This is a genomic window from Nisaea sp., from assembly GCF_040217065.1.
Lineage (GTDB): Bacteria > Pseudomonadota > Alphaproteobacteria > Thalassobaculales > Thalassobaculaceae > Nisaea.
On sequence record NZ_JAVJNX010000009.1, the window covers coordinates 559,363 to 572,887 of the forward strand.

The 13,525-nt window shown below is 62.6% G+C and carries 9 protein-coding genes; 5 read left to right on the top strand and 4 right to left on the bottom strand.

The features are described 5' to 3' along the window. The first annotated feature begins 123 nt into the window (after window positions 1-123). From ade to RH950_RS15000, 3 genes are all read left to right on the top strand, one after another. On the top strand, window positions 124-1,923 hold the full coding sequence (ade, locus tag RH950_RS14990; protein ID WP_350058139.1) for an adenine deaminase: 1,800 nt from the start codon (window positions 124-126) through the stop codon (window positions 1,921-1,923). Window positions 1,924-2,105: 182 nt separating this feature from the next. After that, on the top strand, window positions 2,106-4,745 hold the full coding sequence (locus tag RH950_RS14995) for an ATP-binding protein (protein WP_350058141.1): 2,640 nt from the start codon (window positions 2,106-2,108) through the stop codon (window positions 4,743-4,745). A 166-nt stretch (window positions 4,746-4,911) separates the two neighbouring features. Further along, complete coding sequence (locus RH950_RS15000; protein ID WP_350058143.1) at window positions 4,912-5,337, top strand: PAS domain-containing protein; 426 nt, start codon at window positions 4,912-4,914, stop codon at window positions 5,335-5,337. Between the two features lie 24 nt (window positions 5,338-5,361). Here RH950_RS15000 and arsH read toward each other — a convergent pair whose 3' ends face one another. The 3 genes from arsH to RH950_RS15015 are packed head-to-tail and all read right to left on the bottom strand — an operon-like array spanning window position 5,362 to window position 7,807. Further along, a complete protein-coding gene (gene arsH / locus RH950_RS15005; RefSeq protein WP_350058145.1) occupies window positions 5,362-6,162 on the bottom strand; it encodes an arsenical resistance protein ArsH in 801 nt (266 codons plus the stop codon). Further along, on the bottom strand, window positions 6,159-6,830 hold the full coding sequence (locus RH950_RS15010) for an aquaporin (protein WP_350058147.1): 672 nt from the start codon (window positions 6,828-6,830) through the stop codon (window positions 6,159-6,161). Before RH950_RS15010 ends, arsH begins: the two co-directional genes overlap by 4 nt. Continuing rightward, window positions 6,827-7,807, bottom strand: coding sequence for a threonine ammonia-lyase (locus tag RH950_RS15015; RefSeq protein WP_350058149.1), 981 nt, complete (start codon window positions 7,805-7,807; stop codon window positions 6,827-6,829). The genes RH950_RS15010 and RH950_RS15015 overlap by 4 nt, the downstream gene beginning before the upstream one ends. Before the next feature lie 158 nt (window positions 7,808-7,965). On the opposite strand from RH950_RS15015, the gene RH950_RS15020 reads away from it, so the two are divergent. Next, window positions 7,966-8,298: an ArsR/SmtB family transcription factor gene (locus RH950_RS15020; protein ID WP_350058151.1), complete on the top strand. Its 333-nt coding sequence runs from the start codon at window positions 7,966-7,968 to the stop codon at window positions 8,296-8,298. 150 nt (window positions 8,299-8,448) lie between these two features. Here RH950_RS15020 and acnA read toward each other — a convergent pair whose 3' ends face one another. Continuing rightward, window positions 8,449-11,136 carry an aconitate hydratase AcnA gene (gene acnA / locus RH950_RS15025; RefSeq protein ID WP_350058152.1) on the bottom strand — a complete coding sequence of 896 codons (2,688 nt, stop codon included), beginning with the start codon at window positions 11,134-11,136 and terminating at the stop codon, window positions 8,449-8,451. Window positions 11,137-11,590: 454 nt separating this feature from the next. Here acnA and RH950_RS15030 point away from each other — a divergent pair, with 454 nt between their 5' ends. Further along, entirely contained in the window at window positions 11,591-13,522 is a 1,932-nt protein-coding gene (locus tag RH950_RS15030; RefSeq protein WP_350058154.1) for an AMP-binding protein, read from the top strand. The last annotated feature ends 3 nt before the right edge of the window (window positions 13,523-13,525 follow it).

Below are 13,525 nucleotides of genomic sequence, written 5' to 3' on the forward strand. Positions count from 1 at the left end.
TTGGGTAATATATTGCCCGCCAAATCGACCCTTACCCGTTCCTGCCCATTTGCATCCCCGCCGCCTCCGCCATAAATAAGAACAAGGCTCCACCGAGCCATCCCCTGTTCCGGAGGCGCGCCCATGTCCCCCACCCCGCTCAAGAGCTGGCCCGAATCCGCGCCGCGTCTGGTGGCCGTCGCCGCCGGGCGGGAGGCGGCCGATCTCGTCATCCGCGACGTCCGCCTCGTCAATGTGCACAGCCGCGAGGTGCTGGACTGGCAGGTCGCCGTGGCCGAGGGGCGGGTTGCCGGTATCGGGCCAGACCTCTCGCACTGCATCGGCCCGGAGACACGGGTGATCGAGGGCGGCGGGCGCTATCTGATCCCGGGGCTGTGCGACGCGCATATGCATATCGAGTCCGGCATGCTGACGCCGGCCGAGTTCGCCGCCGCCGTGATCCCGCACGGCACCACGACAATGTTCACCGACCCGCACGAGATCGCCAACGTGCTCGGGCTCGCAGGCGTCCGGATGATGCATGACGAGGCGCTGATGCAGCCGGTCAATATCTTCACCCAGATGCCCTCCTGCGCCCCCTCCGCGCCGGGGCTGGAGACCACCGGTTTCGAGATCGGCGCCGAGGACGTGGCCGAGGCCATGGCCTGGCCGGGGATCATCGGGCTGGGCGAGATGATGAACTTTCCCGGCGTCATCAATGGCGACGCGCAGATGCTGGCGGAGATCGCGGCCACCATGCGGGCGGGCAAGACCGTCGGCGGGCATTATGCCTCCCCCGACAAGGGCATCGCCTTCAGCGCCTATGTGGCGGGCGGGCCGGCGGACGATCACGAGGGCACCGAAGAGGCGGACGCCATCGCCCGGGTGCGCAACGGCATGCGCTCGATGATGCGGCTGGGCTCGGCCTGGTACGATGTCGAAAGCCAGATCACGGCGGTGACGGAGAAGGGTCTGGACCCGCGCAACTTCATCCTCTGCACCGACGATTGCCATTCCGGCACGCTGGTGAATGACGGCCACATGAACCGCGTCGTCCGCCATGCCATCGCCTGCGGCTGCGATCCGCTGGTGGCGCTGCAGATGGCGACGATCAACACCGCGAGCCATTTCGGGCTGGAGCGGGAGCTGGGCTCGATCACGCCGGGCCGCCGGGCCGACATGATCCTGACTTCGGACCTCACCAGCCTGCCGATCGAGCATGTCATCGCGCGCGGGCAGACCGTGGCGATGGACGGCAAGATCACCGTCGACTGCCCGCATTACAACTGGCCGGACTCCGCCCGTCACACGGTGCATCTGGGCAAGTCCCTGGCGGCGGCGGATTTCGCCGTCCCGGCGCCGGAGGGCGCAAATGCGGTCACGGCGAAGGTGATCGGTGTGGTCGAGAACCAGGCGCCGACCAAGGCACTCACCGCCGAGCTGCCGGTGGTGGACGGGGTGGTTGAGGGAGATGGAGAGGTCTGCCAGATCGCGCTGGTCGAGCGGCACCGGGCCACCGGCGGCGTGGTGAACGGCTTCGTCTCAGGTTTCGGCTACACGGGCCGGATGGCCATGGCCTCCACCGTCGCCCATGACAGCCACCACATGATCGTCGTCGGCACCGACCGGGAGATGATGGCGCTGGCCGCGAACCGCCTCGGGGAGGTCGGCGGCGGGATTACGGTGTGGAAGGACGGGGAAGAGATCGCCCTGGTCGAGCTGCCCATCGCCGGGCTGATGTCCGACCGCCCGGCCATCGAGGTCGCGGCCAAGGCGGACCGCATGGTCGCGGCCATGGCGGCATGCGGCTGCACGCTGAACAACGCCTACATGCAGCATTCCCTGCTGGCGCTGGTGGTGATTCCGGAGCTCAGGATCAGCGATCTCGGGCTGGTGGACGTGACGAAATTCGAGCTGACGGAACTGCTGGAGAGCAGCGCCTGAAGAGCCCTGTTCCGCCGTTCTCTTCCACTATCCCGGATCCCCGACCCAGCTTTACCATTGGGTAACGGTTCCCGGTCTAGTCTGCAGTGCGTATGCGGGGAGCTTGACCATGAGCCGCCCGCGCGGGATCGGGCGGCGGCGCGGTCCCGGGAAAACTGAACGCGCGAAGACGGGAATACGAGATGATTGGCTGGCTACCGGATATCGTCAAGAATCTGGGCGTTCTGATGATTCTTGCCGCCGGTATCGCCTATATCCAGACCGTTGCACTTGGCAAGGCCGGGCGGATCCAGCGGGACCTGCTCTCCGGCCTGCTGTTCGGCCTGATCATCGTTGTGGTGATGCTGAGCCCGATCTCCCTGCCCAGCGGCGCGACTTTCGATCCGCGCGGCGGCCCGGCCATCCTGGCCGGCGTCTTCGCCGGCCCGGTCGGCGGTGTCACCGCCGCCGTGATCGGTGCCCTCGGGCGCTACTATCTTGTCGGCGGTCCTTTTGCCCCGGGCGGCGTCGTCGGGTTTGCCCTGTATGGCCTGTTCGGCATTGCAGCGGGGCTGTTGATCCGCAGACTGAGCCTGCGGATCAACGGCATTACCTTCATGGTCCTCGCCGTCGCCGGTACGCTCGCCGTGCTGCCCGCATTCTTTGTCAGTACCGACGTGCCGACCGCTATCGCCATCCTGAAGAAGGCCGGCGCCATGCTGCTGGTGCAGAATCTCGCCAGCACCCTGATCGTCGGCCTCGCCGTCGACTACGCCAAAACCTTCGCCCGGTTGCAGAACAAGATCTCCACGCAACGACTGGAAGATGCAAAGGTCTCCCTAGTGGCCAGGAAGACGACCAACGCGGTGGTGATCACCAATGCCGCCGGCGAAGTGGAATGGGTGAACGAGGCATTCACCAGGATGACCGGCTATGAGCTTGATGAAGTCCTCGGCCTGAAGCCGGGCAGTTTCCTGCAGGGTGAGGACACCGATCCCGAGGCTGTCGCCAACATGCACGAGCGGCTGGCCGAACAGAAGGGGTTCGAGGTCGAGGCTCTCAATTACACGAAGAACAACGAACCGTTCTGGGCCAACATCCTGTGTCAGCCGATCGAAGAAGAGGACGAGCCGCTCCGCTTCATTGCCATGCAACGCGACATTACCCGGCGCAAGGCGACCGAATTGCTGCTGGCGGAAAGCCGGCGCGAGCTCGAGGCACAGCTCGAGCAGACCCAGGAGGCGCACGCCCGCATCGAGCAGCAATCGATCAAGCTCGTCGAACTCGCCGAGAACGAGGCCGGGCTCAGAATCAAGGCGGAGGCCGCGGAGAAGGCCAAGAGCGAGTTTCTTGCCAGCATGAGCCACGAAATCCGGACGCCAATGACCGGCGTCATGGGATTTGCCGACATGTTGCTGGACGACGGTCTTCCTGCGGGCAGCGCAGAGAAGGTTCGGCAGATCAAGAGCGCCACCCAGTCATTGCTGAGCATCCTCAATGACGTGCTGGACATCTCCAAGCTCGACGCCGGGAAAATGGCGTTCGAACGGCGGGCGTTCGAGACCCGGAATGTTGTTGCGGACGTCATCAGCCTGTTCCAGGAAGTATCCTCGAAGGCGAAGCAGGACAAAGTCCAGATCAGCTACACAATCGACGACGGTACTCCGCCATTCGTAAAAGCCGACCCCATGCGGTTGCGTCAGATCCTCGTCAACCTGGTCGGCAACGCGGTAAAATTCACGGAAAACGGCCAGGTGCATCTGAAATGCCATGCGGACACGGCCGGCTCGTTGCTGCGCTTCGAGGTGAGCGATACTGGCATGGGCATCGCGCCGGACGCGCTTGAAACCCTGTTCGACGCGTTCACCCAGGCGGACAGCTCGATATCTCGGACCCATCAGGGCACGGGCCTGGGGCTGTCGATCTGCAAACGGCTGGTCGAACTGATGGGCGGTGAAATCGGTGTCGAAAGCAAGGCCGGCACCGGCAGCACATTCTGGTTCACCCTGCCCTACGATGCCGCAAGCATCGACGACATTCCGCAGGACGCCCTGGTCAAGCACAGAACATCGGATGGCGAAAGCGCCCCCCTGCATATCCTCGTCGCCGAGGACAATGACGTGAACCGCACCATCATCGCCTCCATCCTGAGCGGACTTGGCCACAGGTCAGACTTCGTGGAGAACGGACGCGAGGCCGTCGCGGCCGTGCAGAACAATACCTATGACCTGGTCCTCATGGACATCCGGATGCCGGTGATGTCGGGACTGGACGCCACGCTTGCCATCCGCGCCCAGGACGGACCCGGCGCGCAGATCCCGATCATTGCCTTGACCGCCGACGTGGTCAGCGAGAACCGGCAGTCCTATTTCAAGGCCGGTATGAATGACTGCGTCGCGAAGCCGATTGACCGCGACGAACTGGCCCGCTCGATTGACAACGTCATTTACAGGGCTACCGCTGGCGCGCAAATCCCGACCGAGGATGCCCCTTCCGAAGACAAGAGCGAACCATTCTACGATTTTGACAGTACCGTCCAGCGCCTCGGCGTTCCGAAAGAGCTCCTGGCACCACTGCTTCAGCGCTTCATCGATGGCAATCGGGACAGCGGCCGGATGGTCGGCGATCTCATCCGCGACGACAAACTCGACGAGGCCCTCAGCTTCCTGCACAACCTGAAGGGGGTCTCCGGCAATCTTGGCGCCATGGCCGTCTCGAAAACCGCCAGCGAAATAGAACGGTACATTCGCGAGCGCGACATGGAAAGCGTGAGCGATCAGCTGCCGGTTCTTGCGTCGAACCTTGAGCAGACGATTGCCACCATGGAACGGCACATTTCCTGAAACGCTTTGATCATATTGACCGCAATTCTGAAAGAGGTGCCGCGCCAGCGCTCCAGTGTGCCCGTAGCGTCGTGACTGGGCTACCATCGCCTGTCACTGTCCAGTTGGGCGCGCGCCGATGAGCCTTCCACCTGTATCCTGAAACCAACGACTGGTGAGACTGCCCGTGGATGCCGATCCGCGAGCGACGGCATTGCTGGATTACTGGCATGCGTCCGTCAGACAGGGCGGGATTCCGGACCGTGACGCCTTCGATCCATTCAACCTCAGGCAATGGCTTGGCCTGTTAAGCATCTACGAGCCGGTAGCCGGCACACTCGACTTCCGAAACCGTCTCGACGGCACGGGAATTACGGATCTTACCGGCGAAGACTGGACGAACGGCTTGGCATCGGAGATTGACGCCCGCTATGGCACCAGCCTGAAGCAGGACCTGCAGACAGCACACGCGGCACAAGGCCCCGTGATCCACCGGATTGCAATCTTCCAGAAAAACTTCACATCCGCGATCCGCCTTCTCCTGCCCGTCTCGTCAAGAGAGGAAGGCGATCCCAGCCAGGTATTCCTCGCCATCTTCGTAGACAAGCCCTGAGCAGGGTCACGTCCCGGGTGGCAGCTAGCCTCTGCCGTGGTCCCGTAATTCGTTGGCCAGATCTGCGCCCGCTGCCCGCTTTGCGGTCGGAGGCCTCGAATCGACATCGGTGGCAGCCGGAGCCTTCCGATTCACCCGTGCGATTAGGTCCTCACCGCTTTCCTTCCGCTCGCTGTAGCGGTCGACGAGATAGTCTGTCCGGTCCCGTGTCAGCAGGGTGAATTTCACCAGCTCTTCCATGACGTCGACCATGCGGTCGTAATAGGGCGACGGCAGCATCCGGCCGCTCTCGTCAAACTCAAGGAACGCCTTGGGTGTCGAAGCCTGATTCGGGATCGTCAGCATGCGCATCCAGCGCCCCAGAATGCGGAGCTGATTTATGGCGTTGAAGCTCTGTGAGCCGCCGTTGACCTGCATCACCGCGAGGGTCTTGCCCTGGGTGGGGCGGACCGCGCCCAGGGAGAGCGGGATCCAGTCGATCTGCGCTTTCATGATCCCGGTCATCGCTCCGTGGCGCTCCGGCGAGCACCAGACCATGCCCTCACTCCATGAGACGAGGTCCCGCAGTTCCTGTACTTTGGGATGATCCGCGCCCGCGTCGTCCGGCAACGGAAGGCCGCTTGGATTGAAGTTCCGTGTTTCCGCACCGAGCCGTGTCAGTATCCGGGCCGCCTCTTCCGTCATCAGGCGGCTGAAGGAGCGGTCCCGCAGGGAACCGTAGAGAAGCAGGATTCGCGGCGCGTGCATGGCGCGCTCTTCCGGAAACAGTCCTGCCGGGTCGATTGCCCGGAAATAACTCTCTTCGAGGTTCGGGACGTCCGTCATCGTGTTTCTCCGGCTTCGTCGAGAAGCCAGCGGAAGAAGTATGTCGCCAGCAATGCCGCGGCCAGTTGCACCGCGATGAAGGCCCCCACGTCCGCCGGCGCGATTCCGGCGAAAGTGTCGGAAAAACCACGTGCGATGGTAACGGCCGGGTTGGCAAAGGATGTCGACGAGGTGAACCAGTAAGCCGCCGTAATATACAGTCCGACCGCCATTGGCACCGCTGCCGGCCGCGCCTTCAGGCAGGCCAGGATGGTCCCGACCAGACCAAAGGTGGCGACGAACTCTCCCGCCCACTGCCCTGGCCCCGTGCGCGCCTTCATCGAGGGATCGATCAGCGGGTGCTCGAACATGAAATGGGCTGCAAGCACACCGCAAATCCCGCCAATTACCTGAACCGCTACATAGAGTGCCGCATCCCTCCGCTCGATCTCCCGCCGCAACACAAAGCAGAGCGTCACCGCCGGGTTGAAATGCGCCCCGGATATTGGCCCGAACACAGTGATCAGCACGACCAGGATAGCCCCGGTCGGAATTGTATTGCCGAGCAGCGCGACGGCCACATTCCCGCCTGCCAGCCGCTCCGCCATGATACCGGAGCCAACCACCGTAGCCAAAAGCGAAAAGGTTCCAAGCCATTCGGCCATCAGCCGCCGGTCCAGGGTCATCATTCGGTCTCCAAGAGAGTGTGGAAGCGGTGAGCGTCGATATTTCCGCCGGTGATCACGGTCGCGACGGTCCTGCCGGATATATCGAAATGCCCGCTGAGGATCGCCGCGAGACCGACTGCCGCTCCCGGTTCGACGACGATCCTGAAATGTTCGAAGGCGAACCGCATTGCCTCCCGCACCTCCGCATCGCTGGCGACCAGCCCACCTGCGAGGAGGTCCAGGTTGATCGGAAAGGTCACGTCGTTCGGGATTGGCGTCATGATGGCGTCGCAGATCGTCCGCTGCCCCTTGGGATTGCCGACCCGCTCACGAGCCGCGAGAGACCTACGGGTGTCGTCGAAAAGCACCGGTTCGACCCCATAGACCTTCGTGCCAGGCGAGGCCTCCGCCATGACAATCGCGGTCGACGCCGTAAGCCCGCCGCCGCCGCAGGGCACCAGCACGGCATCGAGCCGCGCCTCCAGTTCCCCGGCCTGCTCGAACAGTTCGAGAGCAGCCGTTCCGGCGCCGGCCAGCACCAGAGGATGCGCACTCGGCGGAACCTCTATCCGTCCACTCTCTTCTTCGATGCGGCGGACCACGTCGGCGCTGTTCTCGCTGTCCCGGTCGTAGGTCACGATCTCCGCCCCAAGCGCCTGCACCGCCGCCATCTTCGCTGCGGGCGCGTCCGAGGGCATGACGATCACGGCGGAAGATCCCAGCAGCTGCGCCGCCCGGGCCACGCCGAGCGCGTGGTTACCTGAGGAATAGGTCACCACGCCCGTCGCCCGTTCTTCCGCGCTCATATGCAGGATCCGCCAGTAGGCGCCTCTGATCTTGAACGCACCGGTTCTCTGCAGATTCTCCGCCTTCAGCAGCAGCCTGCCGCCCAGCATCGCATTGACATCCGCGTTTTCGAGAAGCGGTGTGCGGTTGACAATGCCGTGCAGCGCGGGCGCCGCCTCGCGAATATCCTCGAGTGAAACCGGATGAGTCATGTGCAACGTGGTTCCTTGCGTTCAGTCAGCATTCCGGGTCACGAGATCTAAGATCTGGCTTTTCCGGAAGCTGTTATTTCGGCGACTACCGAATTGTCTATGGGTACGTCGGCATTATGGATCTAGTCAAGGTTCGATATTTTGGGTACTACCGAAACATGGATCAGGAACGCGCCATAGATGCCTTCGCGGCACTCGCCCAGCCGACACGAATTGCAGTCTTCCGCTTGCTGGTTCAGGTCGGGCCCGACGGGCTGCCGGCGCTGGAGATCTCGCGCCGGCTCGGTACCGTGCCTTCGACACTGTCCGGTCACCTTGCGATCCTCAAACGTGCCGATGTCCTGACCGCCACCCGACGCCAGCGAGAAATACGCTACGCCGCCAACCTCGCCTCGGTGAATAATCTGGTGAGCTTCCTTCTCGCGGACTGCTGCGACGGCCAGGTCGAGAACTGCTCCGAAATCCTTACGTTGCTCAAGCTTCCCAAATGAGCGCGTGCCGCCACCGGCACCAGAGACGAGCGAGTGAGAAGTGAGAAAAGGAACCCGTGGAGGTGAGCCGCCGCGGTCCGGCATAAAAAAACGCCCAGCCGAAGCTGGGCGTCTCCATATTTGATCTCGGGCGTGTGAACGCTTTACGCTTTACGCGGCCTTGGCGATGTTCCGCAGCACGTACTGCAGGATGCCGCCGTGGCGGTAGTAATCCACCTCATCCGCTGTATCGATGCGGCAGAGCAGGGTCACGTCCTTGGACGTACCGTCCGCGTAGGTGATCTTGCACGGCACGTCCATGCCCGGGGTGATGCCGTCGGCAATCCCCGTGATATCGAACGTCTCCGTGCCCTTCAGCCCCAGCGTCTCGCGGTTCATGCCGTCCTTGAACTGCAGCGGCAGCACGCCCATGCCGACGAGGTTGGAGCGGTGGATACGCTCGAAGCTCTCGACGATCACGGCCTTGACACCGAGCAGACGGGTGCCCTTGGCAGCCCAGTCCCGGCTGGAGCCGGTGCCGTATTCCTTGCCGCCGATGACGACCAGGGAAACGCCTTCCGTCTCATAGCGCATGGCGGCATCGTAGATCGCCATCTGCTCACCGGAGGGATAATGCACCGTGTAGCCGCCGGTCACGCCCTCCACCATCTCGTTCTTCAGCCGGATATTGGCGAAGGTGCCGCGCATCATGATCTCATGATTGCCGCGCCGGGCGCCGTAGGCGTTGAAGTCGACCGGGCGGACCTGCCGCTCGCGCAGATAATCGCCCGCTGGGCCGTCCGACTTGATAGAGCCGGCCGGTGAGATATGGTCGGTGGTGATCGAGTCGCCGAGAATGGCCAGCTCGCGGGCATCGCGGATGTCCGCCAGCGCATCCGGGTCCATCGTCATGCCCTGGAAGTAGGGCGGGTTCTGCACATAGGTGGAGCCGTCGTTCCAGTTGTAGGTCAGGCTGCCGGTGGTCTGCACGGCCTGCCATTCCGGGGTGCCCTCGAACACGTTCGAATAGCGGTTCCGGAACATTTCGCGGCTGAGATTGGCCTCAAGGATCTCGCTGATCTCCTTGTTGGTCGGCCAGATGTCCTTCAGGTAGACCGGATTGCCGTCCGGGTCTTCACCGAGCGAATCCTTGTACAGGTCCACGTTCAGGTTTCCGGCGATGGCATAGGCGACGACCAGCGGCGGCGAGGCAAGATAGTTCGCCTTCACGTGCGGGTTCACCCGGCCCTCGAAGTTCCGGTTGCCGGACAGCACGGAAGTAACGACCAGATCGCCCTTCTCCACCGCCTCGGCGATATGCGGATCGAGCGGACCCGAGTTGCCGATGCAGGTGGTGCAGCCATAGCCGACCAGGTTGAAGCCGAGCTTGTCGAGTTCGGCCTGCAGACCGGCGGCCACCAGATAGTCGGTAACCACCTGGGAGCCCGGCGCCAGCGAGGTCTTCACCCAGGGTTTCGCAGTCAGCCCCTTGGCCGCCGCGTTGCGGGCAACCAGGCCGGCGGCGATCAGCACCGACGGGTTGGAGGTGTTGGTGCACGACGTGATGGCGGCAATCACCACATCACCGTCGCTCAGCGTGTAGTCCTCGCCCTCGACTTCCATCGTGCGCGGCGCGACACCGCCGGCAAGATCCTTGAACGCCTTGGCGAATTCCGGCGCGGCTTCGGTCAGCAGGACGCGGTCCTGCGGGCGCTTCGGGCCGGCAATCGACGGCACCACGGTGCCGAGATCGAGCGACAGGGTGTCCGTGAAGACCATTTCCTGGGCATCGTCCCGCCACATGCCCTGGGCCTTGGCATATTCTTCCACCAGCGCGATCCGGTCGTCTTCACGGCCGGTCAGCTTCAGGTAGCTGAGTGTCTCGTCATCGATCGGGAAATAACCGCAGGTGGCGCCATATTCCGGAGCCATGTTGGCGATGGTCGCCCGGTCCGCGAGCGACAGGTGGCCAAGGCCGGAGCCGTGGAATTCGACGAACTTGCCGACCACGCCCTTCTTGCGCAGCATCTGCACCACGATCAGCACCAGGTCGGTTGCCGTCGCGCCTTCCGGCAGCTTGCCGGTCAGCTCGAAGCCGACGACTTCCGGAATCAGCATGGAGACCGGCTGGCCGAGCATGGCCGCTTCCGCCTCGATACCGCCGACACCCCAGCCGAGCACGGCCATGCCGTTCACCATGGTGGTGTGGCTGTCAGTACCAACCAGCGTGTCCGGATAGGCAATCGTCTTGCCGTCCTCGTCCTTGGTCCAGACGGTCTGGGCCAGATGCTCCAGATTGACCTGGTGGCAAATGCCGGTCCCCGGCGGGACGACGCGGAAGTTGCGAAATGCCTTGGAGCCCCAGCGCAGGAACTCGTAGCGCTCGCCGTTGCGCTCGAACTCCAGATCGACATTCTTCTTGAACGAGTCGGCACCGCCGAACGCATCCACCATGACCGAATGGTCGATCACAAGATCGACAGGCGAGAGCGGATTGATCTTTTCCGGATCGCCGCCGAGAGCAGTCATCGCGTCGCGCATGGCGGCGAGATCGACGACGGCCGGCACACCGGTGAAGTCCTGCATCAGGACCCGGGCCGGGCGGTAGGCGATTTCACGGGAAGACTTCTTGTTCTTTACCCATTCGGACAGCGCCTTGACGTCATCCAGGGTCACAGTGCGCCCGTCTTCGTAGCGCAACAGGTTTTCCAGCAGCACCTTCAGGGAGTGCGGAAGCTTGCGAATCTCCGGAAAACCGGCATCCGCCATGGCTTCGAGGCTGTAGTAATCGTAGCTTTTACCGGCCGCTTTGAGCGTACGGCGGGTTTTCAGGCTGTCTTGGCCAGCAGTCACTATCATCTCCTATGATTGGTGATGGCGGCCGCCCGAGGAGCGCCTCGGCCCGGTCTCTTCCATTAGTCTTTGTGGCGCGGGCGGAGAGCGCTCCAAGCCGCGCCAGTTGTTTATAGAAAATTCCGTCGAAGAGTACCAGCGCGCAGTGCATCAATGGGTCCTATGAAATTGCGAAATTCAGTTCCGCAAATTGCCCCAGTTGAAATTATCTTGTTGACCTCGGCACGAGTGCATCCAAAAATCGGCACCGATGACGCGGCCCGGCGCAATGCCGTCGGACCCGGAAAAAATAACGAAGGTCCGAAACTGATCATCCGCGGCAAACGGGGAGATCAAGGGCCAGGACAGACAGGGAGGAACGGCTCGCGGCATCAGGCCACGGGTCTGTCCACAGCCACCAGCGATTGCGGCACTCCGTCTGCACCTGCCCCGGTTTCGGTCCGTGTATTAGGGACGGAACATGGCGTACGAATACCCGGACGCTTCGGTTTACGATACGTTGCCGAAGCTCCTCCGCTATAATGCGGAACGGTTTCCCAATGACATTGCGCTGCGTGAGAAGGATTTCGGTGTCTGGACCGAATTCACTTGGGCCGACTATTTGGAGCGGGTCCGTAATCTCGCGCTGGCCCTGAACGAAGCCGGGCTGGTCAAGGGCGATGTCTTCTCGATTATCGGCGACAACAATGTCGACTGGATCTGTGCCGAGCTTGCGGCCCAGTCCGTCGGCGCGATGACCATCGGATTCTATCGCGACGTGCTGGAAGACGAGATCGCCTATCTTACCGGCTACAGCGCGGCCCGGATGGCCTATGCCGAGGATCAGGAACAGGTCGACAAGTTCCTCAATCTCGGCGACCGCGCCGGAACGATCGAGAAGATCATCTATTCCAATACCCGCGGCATGCGGAAGTTCGACGACCCGCGCATCGTCAGCTTCGACGATCTGGTCGCCCGCGGTGCCGAAATCCATGCCGCCAAACCGGAGCTGTTCGACCAGTTGGTCAACAATGTGACTGCAGAGGATGTCGCCATTCTCTGCACCACATCGGGCACCACATCGAATCCGAAACTGGCAGAATTGCCGCACGGTAATTTCGTGCGCCACACGCAGCTTTACCTGAAGCACGATCCGAAAGACGCGACGGACGAGTATGTTTCGGTGCTGCCGATGCCCTGGATCATGGAGCAGGTCTATACTATAGGCTTCGGCCTGAATTCCCGCATGAAGGTCAGTTTCCCGGAAAGCGAGGAAACGGCGATGCAGGATCTCCGCGAGATTGGCCCGACCTTCCTGCTGCTGGCCCCTCGTGTACTGGAACAGATAGCCGCCGACATGCGGGCCCGGGTGATGGATGCCGGGCCGCTGACCCAGTGGATTTTCGAGAAAGGCGTGGAGATCGGCCGCAAGGCGGTCGAAAACGGCGGCCGCTCCTGGCTGGCCGAAGTCGCCCTCTTCGGCGCGCTGCGGGACCGGCTCGGTTTCGCCAATGTCCGTTCCGCCGCGACCGGCGGTGCCGCCATGGGCCCTGACACTTTCAAACTGTTCCTCGCCATGGGCGTGCCGCTGAAACAGCTCTACGGCCAGACCGAGTTGCTTGGCGCCTACACCCTTCAGGATGGCAAGGAAATCGATGTCGATACGGTCGGTGTTCCGTTCGAGGGCTGCGAGATCAAGATCATCGATGCGGACCAGGACGGCGTCGGCGAGATCATCACCCGGCACCCGAACATGTTCCGGGGCTTCCACAAGAACGAGGAAGCCACCAAGGAAGACATGAAGGACGGCTGGATGCATACCGGAGACGCCGGCTTCTTCGACGATAAGGGCCGGCTGACTGTGATCGACCGGGTGAAGGACATTGCCCAGACCCGCACGGGCACGAAATTCTCGCCGCAATATATCGAGAACAAGCTGAAGTTCTCGCCCTATATCGGCGAGGCAGTGATCCTCGGGGCCGATCGGGATTATCTGACAGCGATCATCTGCATACGTTTCTCGATCGTCTCGAAATGGGCAGAGAAAGCCCGCATTCCGTTTACCTCCTACACCAATCTCTCGGACCGGCCGGAAGTCTACGAGCTGATCCGCGGCGAGATTGCGCATGTGAATGAGAGTCTTCCGGACACCCAGAAGATCCGGAAGTTCCTGCTCCTTTATAAGGAACTGGACGCGGATGACGGCGAGCTGACCCGCACCCGCAAGGTTCGCCGCAGCGTCGTCTCCGACAGGTACGGCCCGATCATCGAGGCGCTCTACGGCGACGGCGACCGGGCGGAGATGAATTCCGAGGTAACATTCGAGGATGGCCGCAAGGGCAACATCAAGGCGTCCATGCATATCGAGCAAGTCGACGGCGCAGGCGCGCCGGCAATGAAAAAGGCGGGCTGAGCC

Coding starts and splice junctions, on each gene's coding strand:
- RH950_RS15030 (WP_350058154.1), top strand. CDS start 11,591: ATGGCGTACGAATACCCGGACGCTTCGGTTTACGATACGTTGCCGAAG.
- RH950_RS15010 (WP_350058147.1), bottom strand. CDS start 6,830: ATGATGACCCTGGACCGGCGGCTGATGGCCGAATGGCTTGGAACCTTT.
- arsH (WP_350058145.1), bottom strand. CDS start 6,162: ATGACGGACGTCCCGAACCTCGAAGAGAGTTATTTCCGGGCAATCGAC.
- RH950_RS15020 (WP_350058151.1), top strand. CDS start 7,966: ATGGATCAGGAACGCGCCATAGATGCCTTCGCGGCACTCGCCCAGCCG.
- RH950_RS14995 (WP_350058141.1), top strand. CDS start 2,106: ATGATTGGCTGGCTACCGGATATCGTCAAGAATCTGGGCGTTCTGATG.
- ade (WP_350058139.1), top strand. CDS start 124: ATGTCCCCCACCCCGCTCAAGAGCTGGCCCGAATCCGCGCCGCGTCTG.
- RH950_RS15015 (WP_350058149.1), bottom strand. CDS start 7,807: ATGACTCATCCGGTTTCACTCGAGGATATTCGCGAGGCGGCGCCCGCG.
- acnA (WP_350058152.1), bottom strand. CDS start 11,136: ATGATAGTGACTGCTGGCCAAGACAGCCTGAAAACCCGCCGTACGCTC.